The sequence below is a fragment of the Georhizobium sp. MAB10 genome (assembly GCF_045012825.1).
GTDB classification, from domain to species: Bacteria; Pseudomonadota; Alphaproteobacteria; order Rhizobiales; family Rhizobiaceae; genus Georhizobium; species Georhizobium profundi.
On record NZ_CP118314.1, the window covers coordinates 1,269,782 to 1,294,001 of the forward strand.

Sequence of the window (24,220 nt, forward strand, 5' to 3'; positions counted from 1 at the left end):
GGGGCGGCCATGCCGTCCCGGTATTCGGTCAGTAGAGAACGCTCGCGCCTTCGCTCGCGGGGCCGGCAACGGCGCGGAAGGCGGCGAACAGTTCACGGCCCATGCCGAAGCCGTTTCCGGTAAGATCGGCGGTCACCGCTTCGCGTGTCTCCCATTCGCCGGCCTCGACCAGCACTGACAACTCCCCGGAAACCGCGTCGACACGAACCATATCGCCCTCGCGGATGCGGGCGATCGGGCCGCCGTCGGCCGCTTCGGGCGTGACGTGGATCGCGGCTGGCACCTTGCCGGATGCACCCGACATGCGGCCATCGGTGACGAGTGCCACGCGGTAGCCGCGGTCCTGCAGCACGCCGAGCGAGGGCGTCAGCTTGTGCAGTTCCGGCATGCCGTTTGCCTTTGGCCCCTGGAAGCGGATGACGGCAACGAAGTCCTGATTCAATTCGCCGGCCTTGAAGGCGTCGATCAGCGACTGCTGATCATGGAAGACTTTCGCCGGCGCCTCGATCACATGACGATCCGGCTTTACGGCCGAAATCTTGATGACGGCATTGCCGATGTTGCCGCTGAGCATCTTGAGGCCGCCGGTCGGCTGGAAGGGTGCGTCGACCGCTGCCAGGATCTTCGGCTCTGCGCTCTCCCTGAGTGCAGGGCGTCGTTCGATCGCGCCGGCGGCGTCCATGCCGATTTCGATGGCATAGGGCTGAAGTCCCTGGCCGTAGACCGTGCGCACATCGTCGTGCAGCAGGCCTTTCGAGAGCAACTGGCCGATGAGATAACCCATGCCGCCCGCTGCATGGAAATGGTTCACGTCGGCAAGGCCGTTTGGATAGACGCGCGCAAGCAGTGGGACGACGTCCGAGAGTTCGGAAATGTCTTCCCAGGTGAGCCGGATCCCGGCCGATCGGGCCATGGCGACGAGGTGCAGCGTGTGGTTGGTCGATCCGCCGGTCGCATGGAGGCCGACGACGCCGTTGACGATCGAGCGTTCGTCGATCATCTCGCCGGCGGGAGTGAATTCATTGCCAAGAGCGGTGATTTCCAGTGCGCGGCGGGTCGCTTCCTTGGTCAACGCATCACGCAGCGGCGTGTTCGGATTGACGAACGATGCGCCCGGCAGATGGAAGCCCATGATCTCCATCAGCATCTGGTTGGAATTGGCAGTGCCGTAGAAGGTGCAGGTCCCAGGCCCGTGGTAGGACTTGGATTCCGCCTCCAGCAATTCCTCGCGGCCGACCTTGCCCTCGGCGTAGAGCTGGCGGATGCGCGCTTTTTCGTCATTTGGGAGGCCGGTCGTCATCGGACCGGCCGGCACGAAGACAGCCGGCAGATGGCCGAATGTCATCGCCGCGATCATGAGGCCCGGCACGATCTTGTCGCAGACGCCTAGATAAAGCGCTGCGTCGAACATGTTGTGCGACAGACCGATGCCTGCCGACATCGCGATCACGTCGCGCGAGAAGAGCGAGAGCTCCATGCCCGGCTGGCCCTGCGTGACACCATCGCACATGGCCGGCACGCCGCCTGCGACCTGGGCAACCCCGCCGGCTTCGCGCGCTGCCTCGCGGATCATGTCCGGAAAGCGCTCATAAGGCTGGTGGGCCGAAAGCATGTCGTTATAGGCGGTGATGATGCCGAGGTTTGGCAGGCGATCGCCCGCCAGCGCTTCCTTGTCGCTCGGGCCGCAGGCGGCAAAGCCATGGGCGAGGTTGCCGCAGGCTAGAGCAGAGCGATGCGGCCCTTGACCGGCGGCACGGCGGACGCGGTCGATATAGGCCTCGCGCGTCGGCTTGGAGCGCTCCACGAGGCGCCGGGTGATGGATTCGATGCGTGTATCCGCAGCCATGGTTCGCTATCCCGTTGTCAGTTCGGTTCGGCTTTCTCAAGCCGCGGCGAAGATCGGGCGTCAGGGCGCCCAGTAGATGTGGATCGGCGCCGGCGCATGGGCGAACACGGCGCGGATCGGCATGTCGTTTGCGTCTTCTCCAGCCAGCGCCTGGTCGAGCACTTGGCGCTTCTCGCCGCCTTCGATGTGCAGCACCACGAGGGGCGCTTCGACGATGCGCGGCAGCGTCAGCGTCAATCGCGGTTCGCCGGCGCCCGGCGCTTCCATCGACAGAACCGACGTCGGCATGCCGGGGTCGATCGCTTCCGCCAGCCGGTCGCCATCGGGAAAGAAAGACGCGGTGTGGCCATCTGTTCCAAGACCCAAGATGGCAACGTCGATCGGCCGGGGCAAGGCGTCGATCACGCCCGACGCGCGGTCGGCGGCGAGATGAACGTCTGGCGCATCGTTGAACAGCGGCACGAAGCGCGCGCGTGCGGCGCGACCGACCAGCAGGTTTTCCACCACGAGCTTCTGGTTGGATCGCTCGTGCGTTTCGGGCACGAACCGCTCGTCGATCAGCGTAACGGTGACTTGGTCCCAGGCGAGTTCCTTGCCGGACAAGGCCTTGAAGAATGCCTTTGGCGTAGAGCCGCCCGACACCGCAAGCGTCGCGCGGCCCCGCGCGCCGATGGCAGCCTTCAAGGCTTCCGCAACGGCGTCGGCGAGCGCTTCGGCCAGTTCCGAGCGATCGGCAAATTCGTGGAATTCCGGCGACACTCCCATCGGATCAGTGCTCATGCCAGGTGCGGCCGTCGCGTTCGATGAGTGCGATCGCCTGGCTGGGGCCAGACGTGCCGGCCGTGTAGCCCTGAACCTGCTGGCCCGTTTCTTCCCACGCCTTCAGGATCGGATCGACCCATCGCCACGCCGCCTCGACCTCGTCGCGGCGCATGAACAGCGTCTGGTTGTTGCGGATGACGTCGAGGAGCAGCCGCTCGTAGGCGTCGGGGTTCCGCACGTCGAAATTCTCGGCAAAGGTCATGTCCAGCGGCACGTGACGCAGGCGCATGCCGCCCGGGCCCGGATCCTTGATCATGATCCACTGCTTGACTGCTTCATCTGGCTGCAGGCGAATAACCAGCTGATTGGCGATGACGCGGCCGGCGCTCTCGTCGAAGATGGAATGCGGGATCGGTTTGAAGGCGATGACGATTTCGGACGCCCGCTCGGCCATGCGTTTGCCGGTGCGCAGATAGAACGGCACGCCGGCCCAGCGCCAGTTGCCGATTTCGGCCTTGATGGCGACGAAGGTTTCGGTGTTCGAGGTGCCGCTCTCCAGCTCGTCGAGATAGCCCTTGACCGGCCCGCCTGCCGATGCACCCGCGCGATACTGGCCGCGAACGGTCATCTGCTGAACATTGCGGCTGGTGATCGGGCGCAGCGCGCGCAGCACTTTCAGCTTTTCATCGCGCACGGCCTCTGCGTCCATGGACGACGGCGGCTCCATGGCGACGAGGCAGAGCAACTGCATGATATGGTTCTGCACCATGTCGCGCAGCGCGCCGGCGGTATCGTAATAGCCGGCCCGGCCTTCCAGCCCGACGCTTTCGGCAACCGTAATCTGAACGTGGTCGATATGCGCGGAATTCCACAGCGGCTCGTAAAGCGCGTTGGCAAAGCGCAGCGCCATCAGGTTCTGCACCGTCTCCTTGCCGAGATAGTGGTCGATGCGGAAGACCTGCTCTTCGCGGAAGACGCTGCCGATCGTGTCGTTCAGCTGCCGCGCCGAGGCGAGGTCGCGCCCGATGGGCTTTTCCACGACGATGCGTGTCTTGTCGGTGATCAGCCCGTGGTCGCGGATGTGCTGGGAGATATCGCCGAAGAGAGAAGGCGACACGGCGAGATAGAAGGCGCGGATGCGATCTTCACCCTCACTCAACAGTTCCTTGAGATCATCCCATCCCTTGTCGGATTTGGCATCGACCGCGACGTAGAAGAGGCGCGCGAGGAACTTTTCGACCTCGGCTTCGTCGAGGCCGCCATTGCCGACATGTTCGACCAACGCGGAGCGCGCGAATTCGCGAAATTCGTCATGGGAAAGCTCGGATCGAGAAGCTCCGATGATGCGGGTCGGCTCGGTCAGCTGGCCCGCTTCCTGGCGGTGGTACAGCGCCGGAAGGAGCTTGCGCTCGGAAAGGTCGCCCGTACCGCCGAACACGACATAGTCGAAAGGATCGACCGGAATGATCTGGCTGCTCATCGCATCAAGTCCCTGCAATCGGTGTCGTCGAGGCTTTTAATCTAATCGATTTAAAAAGGCCATAGCATGGCGACGATTTTGGCTGGCCTCAGATGCGATCACGCAGCGAAAACCATGTCATCGCCAGGAAAAGAAGCGGTTGACGCAAGCGCGTTCCGCCGGGGAAAGCTGGGATCTTGAGGCGCTCGAATTGGGCAAGCCGGCTGCGGTCGCCGAGCACCGCATCGGCATAAAGCTTGCCGCAATAGTTCGACAGTTTCACCCCATGGCCCGAATAGCCGCCGATCGTGATGACATGCGGCATCACTTCGCGCACGAAGGGCTGGCGCGGCATGGTGATCGCGACCGACCCGCCCCAAGCATGTGTGATGTCGATATCGCCGAGCTCCGGGTAGATTTCGGCGATCTGTTTGCGGATGTGCGACTTGATGTCGGTGGGGCTTTCCGACGTGTAAGCCTCGCGCCCGCCGAAGAGCAGCCGTCCATCGAGGCTTTTGCGGAAGTAGCGCACCACGAAGCGACTGTCGTCCACCGCTTCGCCACCCGGAATGATTGTCGGCGCGTCGATCGGCACGGTCGCGCCGATGAAGGAGCGGATCGGCATCACATGCGCAGCCGTGACCGGCTCGAGATCGCCGATATGAGCGTTACAGGCGAGAAGCGCGTGGTTTGCGGTGATCGTGCTGCGGTCGGTCGTGACGGTGACGCGGCCATTCGCGCTGGCGATGCCCGTCGCGCGGGTATTCTCGTAGAGTTGCGCGCCTGCGGTATCGGTGGCGCGTGCCAGCCCTGCGACGAGCTTCATCGGGTGGATGTGGCCGGTGCCCATGTCGCGCATGCCGCCGAAGAAGCGCGTCGACCCGAGGCGCTCCGCGGTCTCGGCGGCATCCATGAAGGTCGCCTGGGTGTAGCCGTAGCGCTCGGCCAGAATTTCGACATAGGAACGGAAATCATCGACATAGCGCTTCTTGTGCGCCACCGAGAGCTGGCCTTGCCGAAACTCCATGTCGATGCCGAGGCGCTCGCCGAAGTCGATCAGATAGCGCTTGCCGTCCTCGGCGAGATCGAAGAGCGCCTTGGATGTCTCAAGCCCGTATTGTGCTTCAAGCGCGGTGACGTCTTCACGCTGTCCGGTGCCGATCTGGCCGCCATTGCGCCCGGAGGCGCCGTCGCCAAAACGTGCGGCGTCGATCAGCACCACATCGACGCCGGCGATCGCCAGATTATAGGCCGCCTGCAAGCCGGTAAAACCGCCACCGACAATGACGACGTCGGCCTGTCGCGAGCCATCGAGAGGTTCAAAGCTTGGCCGCTCGGCAAGCGCATCCTCGTACCAGGAGATGCCGGGCGAGATGGGGCTTTGGTAGGCGATGGGATGCTCCGTCATCATGTGGTGGCTTCGCGCCGTCTGATCAGCGCAATTTCGCTTTTCTTCGAATCGATCAATTGCTCCGAGTTTTCGATTTGTCGCGTTTCCGAACGGTGAACCGGTCTCCACTTCACCTGGAAATGCTCAGACGTTCAGCAGGAGATATTCACGCTCCCACGGGCTGATGACCTGCATGAAGGTTTCGAATTCGCCACGCTTCAGCCCGCAATAGGTGGCGATGAAATCCGCGCCGAACACATCCTGGAATGCGGGTTCGCTTTCGAGCAGCGATACGGCTTCCAGAAGGCCGCGGGGGAGATCGACCGTCGTGCCCTCATTGGCAGTATGGGCCGTCGGTGCCGAAGGCTTCACCCCGCGCACCATGCCGAGATAGCCGCAGGCGAGCGATGCGGCGAGTGCCAGATAGGGGTTCGTATCCGAGGAGGGGAGGCGATTTTCCACGCGCCGTGCGCTTGGGTCGGAACTCGGCACGCGGAAGGCGGTGGTGCGGTTGTCATAGCCCCACGCATTGTTGACGGGGCAGGCCATGTCCGGCGTCAGTCGGCGATAGGAGTTCACGTAAGGCGCCATCATGACCAGCGCCTTCGGCACGAAATGCTGCATGCCGCCGATGAAGGAGAAGAACTCCTGCGAGGCTTCGCCCTTCTCGTCTGCAAAGATGTTGCGCCCGGTCTGAAGATCGACCACCGATTGGTGGATATGCATCGCCGAACCCGCCTGGCCCTGCATCGGCTTGGCCATGAAGGTCGCGTACATGTTGTGGTTCAGCGCCGCCTCGCGCAGCGTGCGCTTGAAGAGAAAGACCTGATCGGCAAGCTCGATCGGATCGCCATGGCGCAGGTTGATTTCAAGCTGTGCCGGACCCTCTTCGTGGATCAGCGTATCGATCTCCAGGCCCTGCGCTTCGGAGAAATGATAGATGTCGTCGATCAGTTCGTCGAACTCGTTGACGCCGGCGATCGAATAGGACTGGCCACCGGCGATGGTGCGGCCCGATCGGCCTTTCGGCGGCTGCAGCGGGTAATCCGGATCGTCGTTCTTTGCGACCAGATAGAATTCGATCTCGGGCGCGACGACTGGCTGCCAGCCGCGCTCGCGGTAGAGACTGACCACGCGCTTCAACACATTGCGCGGCGTATAGCCGACCTCGTTCCCTTGGGTGTCGACGATGTCGCAAACGACCTGCGCCGTCGGGTCGGTTTCCCACGGAACGACGGACAGCGTCGACAGGTCCGGCACGAGCTTCAAGTCGCCATCGGTTGGGTCATAACGGAAGTCACCCGTTTCCTCTGGATACTCGCCAGAGATGGTATGTCGGAACAGGGCCGAGGGCAGCGACAGTGACGTGTTGGACGTGAATTTCGACGTCGGCATCATCTTGCCGCGTGGCACACCGGCAATGTCGGGCGTGATGCATTCGATATCTTCGATCCCACGCCACTTCAGCCATTCGCTGGCTTGCTTCCAGTCTTTCACACCACGCTTCTGGTCAATGAAGGCTGGCCGTTTGCGAGGACGTTCCGTCCGTGCTGCACCCGGATGAAGTTCGATTCTCGAAGGCATCAATCACCGTTTCAGTTTATGTCGATATGAGCATAGACCGGTGAAGTGACGGACGAAAGTCCTTGTGTCATCGCCTTCCCGATCGTTGCAGGTCGCGTCGATCGATCACGCGGCTGGATCAAATGCGGTGCTTGCGCGTTAATCCGGTCATCACGGGCAAGCAAAAGGATCACCTCCATGCTGAAATTCATCGGCGGTACTGTCGGCGTCATTTTCCTGATCGGGCTTCTGGTCGTCATCGGTCTTCTCAGCCTCATCTTCTGAGCCTTGACCAAACATCTTGCGACCCTGACGTGGGGCCGCAATGCCACAGTCTACCGGCCCGTGTATCTTCGGGCCGGAGCCCCTAAATTTCTACTGAAAACGCGATCTCTCGCCTACACTTGTTAAGTCTTCGGCAAGCAGCGTTCCTCATCAGTTGTTGGAGGCTGCTGCGAGATTAGCTCTCGCGCCGACATGACGTCCCAGGCCGCGCCATCATGGGCATGTATAGTTGTCTGTGGGTGTGCAGTTTTCATCAATTCCACCTTGATTGATGCGCACCGGGTCAAAGGGGTGTGGGAATGTCGTTGCTCGCCATGAGCAGGGTTGCAGTGTACGCGGCGCTTTGGGGGGCTGCTTTTGCGCCCTTGTCTCAAGCATCCGCCGCCGGAATTGACCACCAAGAAGCGGTCAAAGCATATTTTCAAGACAATCTGGCCGAGTGGGTCAAAAGCCCCGAGATCATCGAGGCCGTGCGCGCGCAAAATGGCGCGACAGCCGCATGGACGCAGGCTGAAATAGATGCCGCGGACGCCGAATGGCGCGCTGAAGCCGGTCAGATCCAGCGTCCTCAGATCGACGCCATGATTCAGAATTCCGTCTCGCAATTTCTGCGTCAGAAACAGTCTGCCGCCGACTGGATGATCGTCGAGATCATCGTGATGGATGGCAGGGGCCTCAATGTCGGCGTCAGCACGCCGACGTCGGATTACTGGCAAGGCGACGAAGCCAAGTTCCAGAAGACGTTTCTTCAGCCGGAAGCCGGCCTTTTCATCGACGACATCGAATACGAGCCCGATACGCACCTCGTTCTCAGTCAGGCGAACAGTGCAATTATCGATCCAGACACCGGCGAACCCATTGGAGCGCTCACGGTCTCTTTGAACCTGAACAAGCTCTGATCGCGCCAAAGGACAAACAACATGAAAGCTAACGTTTCCAAACCCGGTACGGTTGGTTTCCTCGGTCGGCTCTCGCTGACCACAAAACTTGCCGCGGTCATCATCGTTGTCAATCTCATCGGGCTCGGCGCCACGGTCTGGTGGCTTTATCAATCGGCCGAACACACGCTGCGCCAGGACGCATTCGCCAATTGGAGCCGCGAGGTGAAGGAAGTCGGCATGGTTGCAGCCGGCGGCGTGAAATGGAACGTGCCGGAAGCGATCGAAGATGCCTACAAGGGCTACACAACCTCCGACGAGCACGACCTGGTGCAGATCATCGTCTACAATGCGGCTGGTGCCGAAATGACTGCCTGGACACGCTCCGGTGCGGATGGCGCTGCAGCGCGCCGCGACATCGAAGCGATGATGGCGACACCGCCGCAAAATTCGGTCATCAACGACCTCCCGCTCGGTGACGGCAAGGTTACGATCATCGCGCCGCTGGAGCCGGACAGCGAAGGCAATCCGCGCGGTCATATCGCCACCGTCTGGAGCACGGCAAACCTTCACGCAACGAGCGTTGCTTTCGGTCTGCAGACACTTGCCGTTCAGGGCGTTTCGATTCTCATCGTCGTCGGGCTCTTCCTGCTTGCGCTTCGGACCATCGTCACGCGTCCGCTCGGCGACCTCACGGCGCGCATCAAGCGGCTGGATGAAGGCGATCTCGAAACAGGCGTTCCGCACCGCGCCCGCACCGACACGGTCGGCGTGGTCGCCAATGCGCTGGAGTCTTTCCGCATCTCCGCCATGGAAAAGCGCGAAGCAGAGCTGGAAGCAACGCGCCAGCGCGCGGCCTTCGAGGCTGAGCGTGAACGCAACGAAACCGAGACGCTTCGCACGGCCAAGGCCCGCGAAGAGGCGATGGAAACGGTCGGTGATGCGCTGCGTCGCCTGGCACAGGGCGATCTCACCGTCCAGATCGAACAGATCGACCACGCATTTGCCTCGCTGCAGGAAGACTTCAATGCAGCGGTGAAATCGCTCGGCGAAACTTTGTCCGACATTACGGATGCCACGCAGTCGGTCAGCGGCAGCTCCGGTGAAATCGCAAAGGCGGCAGACGATCTGTCGCGTCGTACCGAGCAGCAGGCAGCGTCGCTTGAAGAAACCGCAGCGGCGCTCGACCAGATCACGCAGACGGTGCGCGCCAGCGCTCAACGCGCCGAAGAAGCCGACCGCATGGTCGTTGACGCAACGACGGGAGCACGCAATTCCCGTGCAGTGGTCGGCGATGCCATCACGGCGATGGAGCGGATCGAGACATCGTCGACGCAGATCAGCCAGATCATCGGTGTCATCGACGATATCGCCTTCCAGACCAACCTGCTGGCGCTCAACGCCGGTGTCGAGGCGGCGCGCGCCGGTGAAGCGGGCAAGGGCTTCGCCGTCGTTGCCCAGGAAGTTCGCGAGCTTGCCCAGCGTTCGGCCGCGGCCGCGAAGGAGATCAAGGACCTCATCCGCAAGTCGGGCGAGGAAGTCGGCATGGGGGTCGCGCATGTCAACAAGACCGGCGCGTCGCTCGAGCAGATCGAACGGCACGTGCACATGATCAAGGACCATATCGCAGCCATCGTCACGTCGGCGCGCGAGCAGTCCGCCGGTCTCCAGGAGATCAACACCGCCGTCAACCAGATGGACCAGGTAACCCAGCAGAACGCCGCCATGGTCGAGCAGACCAATGCCGCCTGTGTGAGCCTCGAGGAGCAGGCACAATCGCTGCGGGGTCTGGTCGGCCGCTTCGAAATGGCGGGCCGTGGATCTATGGTTTCGCAGGGCTATGAGCGCAGGGCTGCAAGTGCCGCGTCGTCGGCTCCCGTCTCGCGCCGGTCCACTGCACCTGTTCCAGTCCGGGCCAACGGCGCTACCGGCGCGACGCGGGAATCTCCCGCTAGGGCGCTTGGGCGCAAGCTGGCCGGTGCCTTCGGCGGCGGTGGTACGGCCGCAGCTGCGGCAGCATCCACGGAGGAGGATGGCTGGACCGAGTTCTGATCCCGCCACTTCGAGTGTAAATTCAAAGACGCCGGCGCCAAAATTGCGCCGGCGTCTGCCGTTTGAGGCGCGGCGGAACCGTTCAACATTCCATCCGTTCCAACGGATCGATTAGGGGCAACCATGCGACTGACAGAATTGCGTTCGGCAGTAACCTTGAAGGCTTTGTGGCCCATCGCCCTTTTGGCGGTGCTTGGCGCCGGCTTGTTTGTCTTTCTCGAGCTTGCCGAAGAGATCATGGAAGGCGAGGGGCTCGATTTCGACGAAAGCCTTCTACTGGCTTTGCGCAATCCTGCCGATACCAGCGATCCACTCGGTCCGCCCTGGCTTGAAGAGACAGCGCTGGAGCTGACTGCCTTGGGCGGCTATCCGATCATAGGGCTGCTCACACTTGCCGTTGCTGGCTATCTTGGTGTCGCAACGAGGCGCTGGGCTGCGTTCTACGTCCTCTTTTCCGTCGCCGGCGGCGCGATCCTTTCCACCGTGCTCAAGGCATTCTTCGAGCGGCCGCGGCCGGATATTGTCGAGCAACTGGATGTCATCCACACGGCGAGCTTCCCGAGCGGCCATGCGATGGTCGGGACTGTCACCTATCTCACGCTCGGCGCGCTGCTGATCCGTTATGCGCGCAGCCGTGCAGAGGTGATCTATGTCGCAACCGTCGTCTTCATCATTACCGTCACGATAGGGCTGACGCGCGTCTATCTCGGTGTCCACTGGCCGAGCGACGTTATTGCGGGATGGGCACTCGGATTGTCCTGGGCATCGATCGTCTGGTGCGCAATCGCATTGATCGAAAATCGTGCACGGCTTGCCGAACTCGGCGTTCAGGCCCGTGGCTATCTTCACCGCAACGACAAGGCCCCACTTTAATGGTATCTCCGCATCGCCACGTCTGGTTCAAGCCGTTCGCCCGAACAGGCTACGCCGCCCGTGGACTGGTCTACATCGTCATCGGTTTCTTCGCCGTCCTGGCCGCCATCGGCTCAGGCGAGCAGCAGGGTTCTCGCGACGCGCTTCGCACGATCCTCGACACGCCCTTTGGCGACGTAACCGCCATTCTGCTGATGTGCGGCATGGTCTCTTATCTCATCTGGCGCTTCATCCAGGCAATCTTCGATACCGACAAGCACGGGCTCGGCTTCAAGGGCGCGGCTATTCGCGGCGGTCTCATCGCATCGGGCGTGACCTACGGCATTCTCACAGTCTTTACATTCGGGCTATGGAACGGGTCGCAGGGCGATGACGGCGACGGTGGCGGTGGATCGCAGATCGTCGACTTCATCGTCTCCATCGTGGGCAGCCAGGCGGTGGCCTATGCATTGACGGCCGTCTTCATCGGCGTCGGCTTCGCACATATCGCCAAGGCCGTACGCAAGGGCTACGCTCGCCACTTCGAAGCACCGCAACGGGTGATGGACTTCGTGCATCCCATCGCGCGAACGGGTCTGACGGCGCGGGGCCTGTCGTTTCTGGTCGTCGCGTTCCTGCTATTCTACCGGGGCCTCAATGCCGGAGGCGAAGGGTCGCCCACGCCCGGCGTCGAGGACGCGCTCAGTTTCGTTCAGGGGCTGCCATTCGGCGGCATCCTGCTGGGAGCAATGGGTGTTGGCCTCACGGCCTTTGCGGTCTACTCGATCCTCGAGGCCGTGTGGAGACGGATCAATGTCGAAGATGCCGATGCCATCGGGCGATAAGGTTGCCGATCACGACCGCACCAACGGGCCGGCGATCGCCGAGATTTTCGATAATACCCCGAAAGGCCGCGAACGGCGCGATCTCCTGCGTCGGCTCGAGCAGGTGGAGAAGCTGTTCGACCGCAATTTCAGCTTTCTCGGGATCCGTTTCGGCTGGGATGCGGTGCTCGGTCTCGTGCCGGTTGCGGGCGACACCGTGGCTGCCGGCGCGGCCGGCTGGATCTACTGGAAAGCGCAAAAGCTCGGCGTTCCGGGACACATCAAACGCAAGATGATCAGCAACATCGCGTTTGATTACATTTTCGGCTCCATCCCGGTCCTCGGCACGGTCGTCGACGTCGCCTTCAAGGCGAATACCCGCAATGTCCGCATGCTGAAGGAGCATCTTCTGGAAGAGGAAGAGCGCGAACGCGCGGCATGGGAAAAACAACGCAAAGGCCCGCCGGCCGCTTGAGCCGACGGGCTTTCGCCACGCATCGTGATGGTGGAGGTCAGCGGCCTTGCGTGACGATGACGGGGATCATCAGGTCGCCCCAATTTCCCTCTGAGTGATGACGGGCCGAGCGAACCAGTTCGACGGATACGCCGGCGTCGACGGCCTTCATGACGGACTGGTTGAGGCGGTGCAGGTCGTTGGCCAGCATGCGGATTGCGCTCTGCTGGTCGTCGCTCATGGCCGATGACTGCTCTTCAGCCCGTTCCTTGACGCGTGAGATCGATGCCATTTCGGTAATCTCCGTTTTCAGGCGCCTGAGGCGCAAATTGGTGGAAGGCTTGAGGCGTGGCGGCGATACGTCGCCACGCAGTTTCGAACTTTATTCAGCCGCCGGGCGAAACTGGGCGTGCTCGGTCGATTCACCCATGGCAGTGGTGGAGGAATTGCCGCCGGTGATCGCCATCGACACGGCGTCGAAATAGCCGGTGCCCACTTCGCGCTGGTGCTTGGTCGCCGTGTAGCCGTTTACTTCCGCCGCGAATTCCGCTTCCTGCAGCTCCGAATAGGCCGCCATCTGGCGATCCTTGTAGCCGCGGGCGAGTTCGAACATGCCGTAATTCAGCTGGTGGAAGCCGGCGAGCGTGATGAACTGGAACTTGTAGCCCATCGCGCCGAGTTCGCGCTGGAACTTGGCGATCGTCGCGTCGTCCAGATGCTTCTTCCAGTTGAACGAGGGCGAGCAATTGTAGGCGAGCATCTTGTTCGGATGCACCTTGTGCACGCCTTCGGCGAAACGACGGGCCTGATCGAGATCGGGCTTGGAGGTTTCGCACCAGATCATGTCCGCATGTTCGGCATAGGCGACTGCGCGGGCGATGCACGGCTCAAGGCCGTTCTTGACCCGGTAGAAGCCCTCCGTCGTGCGGCCGGCGTCATAATCCACGAAGGGCTGGTCACGCTCGTCGATGTCCGATGTCAGAAGCTTCGCGGCTTCCGCATCGGTGCGGGCGATGACGAGCGAGGGGACACCCAGCACGTCGGCTGCGAGACGGGCAGCATCCAGATTACGGATGTGGGCCGCGGTCGGGATCAGAACCTTGCCGCCGAGATGACCGCACTTCTTCTCGGATGCGAGCTGGTCTTCGAAGTGAACGCCGGCGGCGCCCGCCTCGATATAGGCCTTCATGATCTCGAAGGCGTTGAGCGGGCCGCCGAAGCCGGCTTCCGCATCGGCGACGATCGGGGCGAACCATGTGTCGACCGACAGGCCATTGCCTTCCGATGTTTCGATCTGGTCGGCGCGCTGCAGCGTCTTGTTGATCCGCTTGGCGAGCTCCGGGCCAGCATTGGCCGGGTAGAGCGACTGGTCGGGATACATGGCCGATGCCGTGTTGGCGTCTGCCGCGACCTGCCAGCCGGAGAGGTAGATGGCCTTGAGGCCAGCGCGGACCATCTGCATGGCCTGGTTACCGGACAGCGCGCCGAGCGCGTTGACGAAGTCATCCGAGCGGATGAGATCCCACAGCCGGTTCGCACCGTTTTCGGCGAGCGTGTAGCGGATCTGCACCGAGCCACGCAGACGCTTCACGTCCTCGGCCGAATAGGGGCGCTCGATGCCATCGAAGCGGCCTTCGGGAGCGGAAGGAACGAGGTTGTAAAAATCTGTCATGGCACTTCTCCGACTGCTGGAGGCGGCGATCTCTATGCCGCTCCGTTGCGCTATGTTGATGTGACAAGGTTTACATTGCGCTGCGGTAGGCCGCCAGGAAATAAGGGCTTGTATGGCATTGAAAAGGGTCAAGCTGTGCTTGAATTTACAATGCGCTTCTGTAAATCTGTCAATTCTGTAAAGGCGGCTGGGATGTAAAGGTCTTCACAAATGGCCGATCAGAAGATTTTCGCCGGGCCGCGCGTGCGTCGGCTGCGCAACGGCATGGATATGACCCAGACGGCGATGGCCGAGGCGCTCGGCATATCGGCGTCCTATCTCAACCTGATCGAGCGTAATCAGCGGCCGCTGACCGTCCAATTGCTCCTGAAGCTTTCCAGCACATTCAAGATCGATCTTGATGCCTTGCAGGGTGAGACACCCGCATCGGTAACCGCGCTCAAGGAGATTTTTTCCGATCCGCTTCTGGCCGGTGAGCTGCCCGGCGACCAGGAACTGATCGAGATTTCGGAGGCTGCGCCGAATGCGGCGGCGGGCATGGTGAAACTCTATCGGGCCTATCGAGAACAGGCGGAGCGCCTCTCCGATCTCTCCAGCCTGCTGGCGCGCGAGGGGCACGAGACGGTTGCCGCAGGTGCCAAGCTGCCGATCGATGTCGTTCGCGAAACCTTCGAGCGCCGGTCCAACCATTTTGCAGCCATCGACAAGGCCGCAGAGGTTTTTCATGACCGGCTGGCGCCTGGCGAGGATTTGACGGGTGCCATTCGGGCGTGGTTGAGCCGCGAACATGGGATCGTCGTGCGGGCCCTGCCGGTTCATGCGATGCCGAATCTGCGCCGTCGCTACGATCGGCATTCCATGCGGCTTTTTCTGTCGGAGCGTCTGTCGCCATTCGACCAGTTGCGCGAGGTTGCGATGGAGGCCTGCCAGCTGGCCTTGCGCGACGAGATCGGAGCTGCGCTCGATACGCTTGGTCTCGAAGGCGACGAAGCGCGTCGGCTCGCCCGTTTCGAGCTCGCGCGCTATGCTGCGCATGCGCTGATGATGCCTTATGGCGCCTTTCTCGCGGCAGCGCAGCGCGCGCGCTATGACATCGACGTTCTCAGATCCCGATTTCGCGTATCCTATGAGCATGTCGCAAACCGGATCACGACACTGCAGCGGCCCGGGCAGGAGGGCGTCCCCTTCTTCCTGCTGGAGATCGACAATGCGGGCCACAAGTTTCGGCGCTCAGGCGCCAAGGGCTATCCGCATGCGCGCTTCGGCGGTGATTGCCCGAAGCTCAACATTCACGCTGCCTTCTCACAGCCGGGGCAGATCCTCGTCGACGCCGTCGAACTCACCGATGGTGCCGAGTTTCTGGTCGTGTCGCGTACTCTGGAAGGGCCGCAGGCGGCCTTCAACGAGCGGGTGCGGCGCACTGCGTTGCTGCTTGGCTGCGACATAGGGTTTCGCGACGACATCATCTATGGTGGGGCTATCGAGACCAGGCGTGCGGCTGGATCCTCGGTGGGCCGGGAAACAACGAAAGTCGGTGCGGCGTGCCGCCTATGTGAGCGACAGGGTTGCCTTGCGCGCGCCGAGCCGCCGGTGACGCGACCGCTTGGGCTCGATGAAATGGTCACCGGTCTCAGTGCCTTCGACTTTCAGTAAGTCCTGCGGGTGGACAGCATGGGCGGTGCTGCTTGGAAAGCGGGCGCGACTTGCCATGAATTTAAGCTTGTGAGGCCCGGCTTTCCCGCCTAGTTTTCAGCCAACAGAATGCCCAATCCATCAATCCCGCAAAGACGGGCAAACGGGCAAAACGGACATACAGGGAAGCCTCGATCATGAAGAACAGCCGAGTTTTGAGCACAGTCGCAATCCTGCTTGCAGGAACGGTGGCTGCCGGGGCGCAAGACCGCGTGGTCAACGTCTTCAACTGGTCGGATTATATTGACGATGAAATCCTGGCGGAATTCACCGCTGAAACGGGTATTAGGGTCGTCTACGACGTTTACGATTCCAACGAGATGCTGGAGACGCGGCTGCTGGCGGGCGGTTCGGGCTACGATGTGGTCGTTCCGACCGCGTCCTTCATGTCTCGGCAGATCGCTGCCGGCGTCTACCAGGAGCTCGACCAGTCGAAGCTCACCAATATCGGCAATATGTGGAGCCTCGTGACCGAACGCACAGCGGTCTTCGATCCGGGTAACGCCTATTCGGTCAACTACATGTGGGGCACCAACGGCATCGGCTATAATGTCGGCAAGGTGCAGGAAATTCTCGGAGAGGACAGCATCGACAGCTGGTCCGTCGTGTTCGATCCGGAGATCGCCGCGCAGTTCGCCGATTGCGGTATTCACATGCTGGACTCGCCGATCGAAATCTTCCCGGCGATGCTTGCCTATCTCGGCCGCGATCCGAACTCGACATCGGCTGAAGATATCGCCGCTGCCGAAGAAGCCTTGATGCAGATCCGGCCCTATGTGGAGAAATTCCACTCGTCGGAATACATCAATGGCCTTGCCAACGGCGATATCTGCCTGGCGATCGGCTATTCGGGCGACGTTTTCCAGGCGCGCGACCGTGCCGCCGAAGCGGATGCGGGTGTCGAAGTCGGCTACGCGATCCCGGTCGAGGGTGCCGAAATGTGGTTCGACCAACTCGCCATCCCGGCCGATGCGCGCAATGTCGAGGAAGCGCACGAGTTCATCAATTATTTGATGCGTCCTGAAGTCATCGCCAAGGCCTCGAACTACGTCTACTACGCCAATGGCAACGAGGCTTCGCAGGAGTTTCTGGTGGAAGACGTGATCGGCGATCCGGCGATCTATCCGCCTGCCGAGGCGCAGGAAGCGCTCTTCACCAAGCCGCCCTATGACGCGCAGGCCAACCGCCTGATCACGCGCGCCTGGACGCGCGTCAAAAGCGGCCAATAATCACGATCCGCGGGCGCGGTCGGTCGCGCCCGCGCCCTTGGCCAGCCGGCCGCAATTCATGGGCAGCAGAACCGCATGAGATCCCTTGGCAATATTCGGCGCTCGTTCGCGCCGTGGTCCGATCCGAACGCCAAGGCGATGATCTCTATTCGGAACGTGACGAAGCGTTTCGGTGACTTCACGGCGGTCGACAACCTTTCGCTGGACATTTACGAACGTGAGTTCTTCGCGCTTCTCGGCGCCTCGGGTTGCGGCAAGTCCACGCTTTTGCGCATGCTGGCCGGCTTCGAGACGCCGAACGAAGGCGCGATCCTTCTCGATGGTGTCGATCTGACGGGCGTGCCGCCCTATCGGCGTCCGCTCAACATGATGTTCCAGTCCTACGCGCTCTTTCCGCATATGACCGTTGTCGACAATGTCGGGTTCGGTCTGAAGCAGGAGAAGATGGCAAAGCCCGCCATCGCCGAGCGCGTCGCGCAGATGCTGAAGCTCGTAAAGATGTCGGAGTTCGCCGGCCGAAAGCCGCATCAGTTGTCGGGTGGCCAGCGGCAGCGCGTGGCGCTTGCCCGGGCGCTCGCCAAGCAGCCGAAGGTGCTTCTGCTCGACGAGCCGCTCGGCGCGCTCGACAAGAAATTGCGCGAGGAAACGCAGTTCGAGCTGACCGATCTTCAATATGATCTCGGCCTGACTTTCGTGGTCGTCACGCACGACCAGGAAGAGGCGATGACCATGGCCGACCGCATCGCCGTCATGGATGCCGGCCAGATCCGCCAGGTGGCGACGCCGGCTGAAGTGTATGAAGCGCCGAATTCCCGGTTCGTCGCCGACTTCATCGGAAGCATCAATCTGTTTGACGGCGAAGTGACCCGCTCAGACGCGGCTTTGACGGAACTGCAGTCGCCGGAGGGCTTTGCACTGCGGATGGTGGATGGTCAGTCGCGTAGCATTGGCAGTCGTCTGACACTTGGACTGCGTCCCGAAAAGATCGCCGTCACCCATACGAAGCCGGATTCCGGCGTCAATGCGGTGGAAGGGGAGGTCTGGGATCTCGCCTATCTCGGCGACATGTCGATCTTCCACGTCAAGCTCGACAGCGGCAAGATCATCAAGGCCAGCGTCGTCAACGCATCGCGTAGCGGCTCGGAGGTCTTCACCTATCACGATCGCGTCTGGCTATCCTTCGCGGAAGATGCCGGCGTCGTTCTGGAGCGCTGACGATGGGCGCTGCCGCACGCAGATGGCTTCTGATCGCCATTCCCTATCTCTGGCTGCTGATCTTCTTCCTCGTTCCGTTCTTCCTCGTCTTCAAGATCTCGTTTTCGCAGACCAACATCGCGATCCCGCCCTATCTGCCGGTGTTCGAGTGGACGGATGGGTTTGCGGTCTGGATGGAGAAGCTGCGGCAGCTGTCTCTCGACAATTATCTGTGGCTGACCGAAGACCCGCTCTACCTCAACGCCTATCTCTCGAGCCTCAAGATCGCCTTCGTCTCGACGGTGCTGGCGCTCGCCATCGGCTATCCGCTCGCCTACGGCATGGCGCGCGCGCCGGCGCATTGGCGGCCGCTTTTGGTAATGCTGGTCATCCTGCCGTTCTGGACGAGCTTCTTGATCCGCGTTTATGCCTGGATCGGCATCCTGCGCCGTGAAGGGCTGCTCAACCAGTTCCTGCAGTGGCTCGGCGTGATCGACCAGCCGCTTACCATCATCAACACCGACATCGCCGTCTATATCGGCATCGTTTATTCGTATCTGCCGTTCATGGTGTTGCCGCTCTATGCGGCGCTGGAGCGAATGGACGAGAGCCTGATCGAGGCGGCGCAGGATCTCGGCTGCACGCGCCTTGCTGCCTTCTGGAAAATCACGTTCCCGCTGTCGCTGCCGGGCATCGTGGCTGGATGCATGCTCGTGTTCATTCCGGCCGTGGGTGAATTCGTCATTCCGGATCTTCTTGGCGGGTCGGATACGCTGATGATCGGCCGCACGCTCTGGGTGGAATTCTTCTCCAACCGGGACTGGCCAGTGGCATCGGCGGTCGCCACGCTGCTTCTGCTGATCCTGGTCGTGCCGATCGTGATCTTCCAATATTATCAGGCGCGCACGCGCGAGGCCGATACACGATGAACAGGCACTGGTCCGGCTTCAACATCGTCTCCGTGGTGGTAGGCTTTGCCTTCCTCTACATCCCGATCCTGCTGTTGATCATCTACTCGTTCAACGAGTCCCGGCTGGTCACGGTCTGGGCAGGCTTCTCCACGCGCTGGTACGGCGAAATGCTGCGCAACCAGGCGCTTCTCGACGCGGCATGGGTGACGCTGCGGGTCGCGCTCGTGTCGGCGACAGCGGCGACGTTGCTCGGTACGCTGGCAGCCGTGGTCCTCGTCCGGGTCACGCGCTTTCGCGGGCGGTTGCTCTTCTCCGGCATGGTCTTCGCGCCGCTCGTCATGCCGGAAGTGATCACCGGCCTGTCGCTGCTGCTGCTCTTCATCGCGATGAATCTCGACCGCACGATCTTCACCGTCATGCTGGCGCACACCACGTTCTCCATGTGCTTCGTCGCGGTGGTGGTTCAATCGCGGCTGGTGACATTCGACCGGTCGCTCGAAGAAGCGGCGCAGGATCTTGGCTGCACGCCGCTCAAGGCGTTTTTGACGGTGACGTTGCCAGTGATCGCGCCGGCGGTGATCGCCGGCTGGATGCTCGCCTTCACGTTGTCGCTGGACGATCTCGTCATCGCGAGCTTCACGTCAGGCTCCGGCGCGACGACGCTGCCGATGCGGATCTACAGCCAGGTCAGGCTTGGCGTGACGCCGGAGATCAATGCGGTGTGCACGGTGCTGATCGCGTTGGTGACGACGGCGGTCATCATCGCTTCGGTGATCAACAAACGCAGCATGGTCCAGCGCGAGCGTGCCGAGCAGCTTGCCCGAGCCGGCTGAGGTTGGTCGACTCTAGCCCTTAAGCGCGTAGACCCGCGCTGATCCCGTCAGTTGCCCATCACAGGCGAAATCACCGGGGCAGGCCAGGAGCCGCCGACGAAGAACCGCAAGGCCGGCGGAGCCGCGGGGGCTTCGGCACCCTCGGCGGCTTGAGCCGGCGCATCGGTGATCGCTCCCGACATGGCAAGACTGCCGCGATCGAATGGAATAAGGCCAGACAGCGCGACCGTCGTGTTTCCGGACAGGATCTCGGCCATGTCGATCTCCGCCGTGCCATTGGCGAAGGTGGTGGCGAAGCGTGCGGAGCGGAACGGCAACTCGCCTTCCGATGCGCGTGTGAGGCTGAAGAACCGTTCCTGGGAGGCCAGCGTGCGGAATGTCTGCAGGTTGAAGCCCGGGATCGATCCTTCGCCCATCGCCATTTCAAGCCGGCCCTGCAGGTCGCGTGCAGTCGTTGCCCAGACGGGGTTGGGCGAAGCGACGGTGAGATTGAGCGTGCCACGGCCGCGCGGCAGCGGACCTGTGACACCTACGGCCTGATAGGCGGCACCGAAATCGACGTTCTCGGCCGTAAGCTGGATTTCGCCGCCACCATCGAAACCGTTCTCCGATATGATGATACGGCCCATGATGTGGCCACCATAGGCGGAGGCATCGCCGATGTCGAACAAAGCGCGCCCGCGTTCGATCCGCGCGGCTGCTGCGAGATTTTGAAGTTCCAGCCGTCCGATGCGAGCGGTCTGTGCGGAAAAACGAAGATCAAGCCCGAGCTGACGCAGAAAACCCGTGTCGATCGACGGGGTCAGCTGTCCGCCATCGAGTGGCAGGGGCGCAAACGCGTTCAGGAACGCGCCGACGTCGAGCGCACTGTAGGCCAGGGTCCCGGAGATGGCCGGTGGCGCACCTTCGGTCCAATTGAGAGAAAGCGCTCCGATCCCACGATTGTTGTCGATGTCGAGCAGCACATTGGCTAGGTTCACCTGGCCCGCCGCAGCCTGAATTTCGGCCTCCAGCTCGAGCGCGCTGATCGCTTCTCCGGGCTTCAGTTCTGTCCCGGACCATTGCAGCGCACGGCGCACAGAGGGGCTGGAGAGTTCCAGGTCCCCGTTGAAGGATGGCGATGCTGAAGCGAGGTTTGCCGTGCCCGAGAGATTGAACGTCAGAAGCTCAGAGGACACGTTGAGCCGGAGCGGCGCCGGCGTGCCGTTCAGCAGTTCGATCGGCCGCTCGGCATTGACGACCAGGCGCACGGGCTCGCCGCGCAGAACGCCGCCGAGTTCCAGCCGCGCTCCCATGCCGACCCGTGGCCAGACCAGATTGCCGTTGATCGCGCTGACGCTTTCGCTGCGATCGTTGCGTCTGTCATCGTAGAGAAGCGTGCCGTCGCGAAATTCGAGATTGCCGATCCGTGACATGTCGAAGGCGAAAGGCTGCGCCTCGGCTCCGCTGGTGCTCTCCAGCTCTTCGTCTGTCGCCGAAAGGTGGTCTGCATCATGCCAGTTGCTGACGCCGTTTTCGTCCAGCACCACACGTGCAACAGGGCGCTGCAGGGCAATGTCTGAGAACTCCGGACCACCGAGCACCACGGATGCCAGACCGAAATCGGCCTCGATGGTTTCTGCCGTCAGCAAAGGCTGTTCAGGATCGGAATCGGAATGGATCGTGACGTTGGTGATCTTGATGCTCGGAACCGGGAAGAAGATGATCTCCACGGCGGGATCGAAATCGACGCGGTGACTGGTCGCATCTTCCAGCTCGATGCGGAGATGTTCGCCGATCCGCTGCTCGGACACAAAGAGAGGGATACTCAGCGCGCCGCCGATGATGAGAGCGACGGCAAGGACAAGCACGAGGAGCCATCGGACGCGCCTGAAGCCTTGCCGGGATGTGTCGTCAGCGACCAAATGCGTGTTTCCGAAAAGCAGAATGCGATGATCCTGCCCTGTGGTTAGAGCCTCCTTTCCGCAAATGCAATCAAAGCGAAGGACGGGCAGCCGTGGGTCGCCGCTCCTTCAACAGCGGTCCGCACAATGCTATGCGGATATCGCGTGAGCCTCAGGGAGATGAATTAAGCGATGAAGACGGACGACAATCAATGGCTCTGGACGCCTTCGAGCGCTGACATCGACGCCAGCCGCATGATGGAATTCGCGCGCTTTGCCGGTGCGCGAGCCGACAAGACGTTTGATACGTTCGACGCGCTGCACGCATGGTCGGTCGCCGACATTCCTTCCTTCTGGTCGTCCGTATGGGACTATTTCGAGGTCAGGGGCGAGAAGGGCGAGACGCTTGCGGAGCATCTCGACCGGATGCCGGGAGCATCGTTCTTCCCGGATGCGCGGCTGAATTTCGCCGAAAACCTGCTGTCACGGACAGGTGGCGACGATGCGATCATCTTCCGCGGCGAAGACAAGATCGAAACGCGGCTCTCCTGGGATGAATTGCACGCGCTGGTGTCGCGCCTGCAGCAGGCCATGCGTGCCATGGGCATCGGAGCCGGTGACCGCGTGGCCGCGATGCTGCCGAACATGCCGGAAACCGTAGCGCTGATGCTGGCCGCCACATCGATCGGTGCCATCTGGTCGTCCTGTTCGCCGGATTTCGGCGAAAGAGGCGTGACCGACCGGTTCGGCCAGATTGAGCCGAAGCTGTTCATCGCCTGCGACGGCTACTGGTACAATGGCAAGGAACAGGACGTCTCCGCCAAGCTCGTGCCGATCGAAGCGTCACTGGCGCCCGAGCTGACGCTGATCATCCCCTATCTCGGCAAGGCGGACGGCGTCGCCGGGCAGCTGAAGAACGCGACCACGCTTCCCCAATTCATCGCAGCCTATGAGCCGCAGGCCGTCACGTTCGAACGGCTGCCATTCGCGCACCCGCTTTATATCCTCTTCTCCTCCGGCACGACGGGCGTGCCCAAATGCATCATCCACTCCGCTGGAGGCATGCTGCTGCAGCACCTAAAGGAGCATGGTCTCCATTGCGGCATCCGGTCCGGGGAACGGCTATTCTATTTCACGACCTGCGGCTGGATGATGTGGAACTGGCTCGTCTCGGGCCTGGCGGTCGGGGCCACGCTTTGCCTTTACGATGGCTCGCCCTTTTATCCCGACGGTAACGTGCTGTTCGACTATGCCGCCGCCGAGCGCTTCGCCGTCTTCGGCACGTCGGCGAAGTTCATCGATGCGGTGCGCAAGGCGGACCTCGCGCCTGGCCGCGATCACGATCTGTCGGCGCTGCGGCTGCTCACCTCCACCGGATCGCCGCTCTCGCCCGAAGGCTTCTCGTTTGTCTATGAGGGGATCAAGAGCGATCTGCATCTCGCATCGATTTCGGGCGGCACGGACATTTGCGCGTGTTTCGTGCTCGGCGTCCCGACCAAGCCCGTATGGCGCGGCGAAATTCAAGGTCCGGGGCTCGGCATGGCGGCGGATGTCTGGAACGACGACGGCAAGCCGGTCGTCAGCGAGAAAGGCGAACTGATCTGCCACAAGCCGTTCCCTTCCATGCCGATCGGCTTCTGGAACGACACGAATGGCGCCAAGTACCACGAGGCCTATTTCGATCGCTTCGACAATGTCTGGTGCCACGGCGATTTTGCCGAGCGGACCGAGCATGGCGGGTTCGTCATTCATGGCCGATCCGATGCGACGCTCAACCCAGGTGGCGTACGGATCGGAACCGCCGAAATCTACAACATCGTCGAGCAGATGCCGGAGATCACCGAAGCGATCTGCATCGGCCAGGACTTCGATGGGGACGTGCGCGTCGTGCTCTTCGTTCGCATGGCGGATGGGAAGAGCCTTTCCGAAGACCTCGAGAAGTCGATCCGTACGCGCATCCGCCAGGGTGCGTCACCACGGCACGTGCCCGCTAAGATCATCGCCATCAGCGACATTCCCCGCACGAAATCAGGCAAGATCACCGAACTGGCCGTGCGCGATGTCGTTCACGGCCGACCGGTCAAGAACAAGGAGGCGCTCGCCAATCCGCAAGCGCTGGATCTGTTCATCGACCTGCCTGAGCTCAGCAGTTGAAGCGGCCCGGCGGTAGCCGCCCCATTGAATGAACGGTCTTTTTCGGAGGATGATGGTTAACCAGCCCTTTCGATCAAATTAACCAAGCAACGACAAGTGTTGCTGATCCGTTAAAATTGAGAAATTCCGTTAAGAGGTTGGTAACGCCGGGCGCGCCATCTTGTGTGCAACTTGAGTGCAGCCAATTGTTGCGACCGTCCCAGCCGATTCGCGTAATGGCTGATGGTTGTTTCTGCTCAAGCCCGCCGAACAGCATTTTGACTTGAAGGAGGCCGCCGTGCCTCCTT

The 24,220-nt window shown here is 61.8% G+C and carries 19 protein-coding genes and 1 pseudogene; 11 read left to right on the forward strand and 9 right to left on the reverse strand.

The features are described 5' to 3' along the window. Positions 1 to 28: 28 nt before the first annotated feature. The 6 genes and pseudogenes from edd to PU133_RS05890 form a co-directional block, all read right to left on the reverse strand. Positions 29 to 1,846, reverse strand: a complete 1,818-nt coding sequence (edd, locus tag PU133_RS05865) for a phosphogluconate dehydratase (protein WP_404863871.1) — start codon at positions 1,844 to 1,846, stop codon at positions 29 to 31. Between the two features lie 60 nt (positions 1,847 to 1,906). Then, positions 1,907 to 2,605, reverse strand: coding sequence for a 6-phosphogluconolactonase (gene pgl / locus PU133_RS05870; protein WP_404864455.1), 699 nt, complete (start codon positions 2,603 to 2,605; stop codon positions 1,907 to 1,909). Positions 2,606 to 2,615: 10 nt separating this feature from the next. Continuing rightward, complete coding sequence (gene zwf / locus PU133_RS05875; RefSeq protein WP_404863872.1) at positions 2,616 to 4,088, reverse strand: glucose-6-phosphate dehydrogenase; 1,473 nt, start codon at positions 4,086 to 4,088, stop codon at positions 2,616 to 2,618. Positions 4,089 to 4,176: 88 nt separating this feature from the next. After that, positions 4,177 to 5,475: an NAD(P)/FAD-dependent oxidoreductase gene (locus PU133_RS05880; protein ID WP_404864456.1), complete on the reverse strand. Its 1,299-nt coding sequence runs from the start codon at positions 5,473 to 5,475 to the stop codon at positions 4,177 to 4,179. A gap of 126 nt (positions 5,476 to 5,601) precedes the next feature. After that, positions 5,602 to 6,963, reverse strand: a pseudogene (locus PU133_RS05885) (glutamine synthetase family protein); the annotation flags it as partial. 89 nt (positions 6,964 to 7,052) lie between these two features. Next, positions 7,053 to 7,280 carry a hypothetical protein gene (locus PU133_RS05890; RefSeq protein WP_404863873.1) on the reverse strand — a complete coding sequence of 76 codons (228 nt, stop codon included), beginning with the start codon at positions 7,278 to 7,280 and terminating at the stop codon, positions 7,053 to 7,055. A 324-nt stretch (positions 7,281 to 7,604) separates the two neighbouring features. Between PU133_RS05890 and PU133_RS05895 the strand changes: the two genes are divergently transcribed. The 5 genes from PU133_RS05895 to PU133_RS05915 all read left to right on the forward strand — a co-directional run bounded on the left by PU133_RS05895 (position 7,605) and on the right by PU133_RS05915 (position 12,386). Continuing rightward, positions 7,605 to 8,204 (forward strand): hypothetical protein, encoded by a 600-nt coding sequence (locus PU133_RS05895; RefSeq protein WP_404863874.1) that lies wholly within the window; start codon positions 7,605 to 7,607, stop codon positions 8,202 to 8,204. Between the two features lie 21 nt (positions 8,205 to 8,225). Then, a complete protein-coding gene (locus PU133_RS05900) occupies positions 8,226 to 10,235 on the forward strand; it encodes a methyl-accepting chemotaxis protein (protein WP_404863875.1) in 2,010 nt (669 codons plus the stop codon). A gap of 123 nt (positions 10,236 to 10,358) precedes the next feature. After that, positions 10,359 to 11,108, forward strand: coding sequence for a phosphatase PAP2 family protein (locus PU133_RS05905; RefSeq protein ID WP_126008624.1), 750 nt, complete (start codon positions 10,359 to 10,361; stop codon positions 11,106 to 11,108). After that, positions 11,108 to 11,932, forward strand: coding sequence for a DUF1206 domain-containing protein (locus tag PU133_RS05910; protein ID WP_404863876.1), 825 nt, complete (start codon positions 11,108 to 11,110; stop codon positions 11,930 to 11,932). Before PU133_RS05905 ends, PU133_RS05910 begins: the two co-directional genes overlap by 1 nt. Beyond that, complete coding sequence (locus PU133_RS05915) at positions 11,901 to 12,386, forward strand: DUF4112 domain-containing protein (RefSeq protein WP_404863877.1); 486 nt, start codon at positions 11,901 to 11,903, stop codon at positions 12,384 to 12,386. The genes PU133_RS05910 and PU133_RS05915 overlap by 32 nt, the downstream gene beginning before the upstream one ends. 37 nt (positions 12,387 to 12,423) lie before the next feature. Here the strand turns inward: PU133_RS05915 and PU133_RS05920 are convergent, their stop codons facing one another. Further along, entirely contained in the window at positions 12,424 to 12,657 is a 234-nt protein-coding gene (locus PU133_RS05920) for a hypothetical protein (protein ID WP_404863878.1), read from the reverse strand. Between the two features lie 90 nt (positions 12,658 to 12,747). Further along, positions 12,748 to 14,037 (reverse strand): isocitrate lyase, encoded by a 1,290-nt coding sequence (gene aceA / locus PU133_RS05925; protein WP_126008632.1) that lies wholly within the window; start codon positions 14,035 to 14,037, stop codon positions 12,748 to 12,750. Between the two features lie 210 nt (positions 14,038 to 14,247). On the opposite strand from aceA, the gene PU133_RS05930 reads away from it, so the two are divergent. The 5 genes from PU133_RS05930 (at position 14,248) to PU133_RS05950 (ending at position 19,896) form a co-directional block, all read left to right on the forward strand. Further along, the gene (locus tag PU133_RS05930) at positions 14,248 to 15,690 is read left to right on the forward strand and encodes a short-chain fatty acyl-CoA regulator family protein (protein ID WP_404863879.1); all 1,443 of its coding nucleotides are present in this window, start codon (positions 14,248 to 14,250) and stop codon (positions 15,688 to 15,690) included. 176 nt (positions 15,691 to 15,866) lie between these two features. Next, a complete protein-coding gene (locus tag PU133_RS05935) occupies positions 15,867 to 16,958 on the forward strand; it encodes a polyamine ABC transporter substrate-binding protein (protein ID WP_404863880.1) in 1,092 nt (363 codons plus the stop codon). A gap of 138 nt (positions 16,959 to 17,096) precedes the next feature. Further along, entirely contained in the window at positions 17,097 to 18,173 is a 1,077-nt protein-coding gene (locus PU133_RS05940; protein WP_404864457.1) for an ABC transporter ATP-binding protein, read from the forward strand. A gap of 2 nt (positions 18,174 to 18,175) precedes the next feature. Beyond that, positions 18,176 to 19,081, forward strand: coding sequence for an ABC transporter permease subunit (locus tag PU133_RS05945; protein ID WP_404863881.1), 906 nt, complete (start codon positions 18,176 to 18,178; stop codon positions 19,079 to 19,081). Continuing rightward, positions 19,078 to 19,896 carry an ABC transporter permease subunit gene (locus PU133_RS05950; protein WP_404863882.1) on the forward strand — a complete coding sequence of 273 codons (819 nt, stop codon included), beginning with the start codon at positions 19,078 to 19,080 and terminating at the stop codon, positions 19,894 to 19,896. Before PU133_RS05945 ends, PU133_RS05950 begins: the two co-directional genes overlap by 4 nt. A 47-nt stretch (positions 19,897 to 19,943) precedes the next feature. On the opposite strand, the gene PU133_RS05955 is transcribed toward PU133_RS05950, so the two are convergent. After that, entirely contained in the window at positions 19,944 to 21,746 is a 1,803-nt protein-coding gene (locus PU133_RS05955; RefSeq protein ID WP_404863883.1) for an AsmA-like C-terminal region-containing protein, read from the reverse strand. A 291-nt stretch (positions 21,747 to 22,037) separates the two neighbouring features. On the opposite strand from PU133_RS05955, the gene PU133_RS05960 reads away from it, so the two are divergent. Beyond that, the gene (locus tag PU133_RS05960; protein ID WP_404864458.1) at positions 22,038 to 23,933 is read left to right on the forward strand and encodes an acetoacetate--CoA ligase; all 1,896 of its coding nucleotides are present in this window, start codon (positions 22,038 to 22,040) and stop codon (positions 23,931 to 23,933) included. The last annotated feature ends 287 nt before the right edge of the window (positions 23,934 to 24,220 follow it).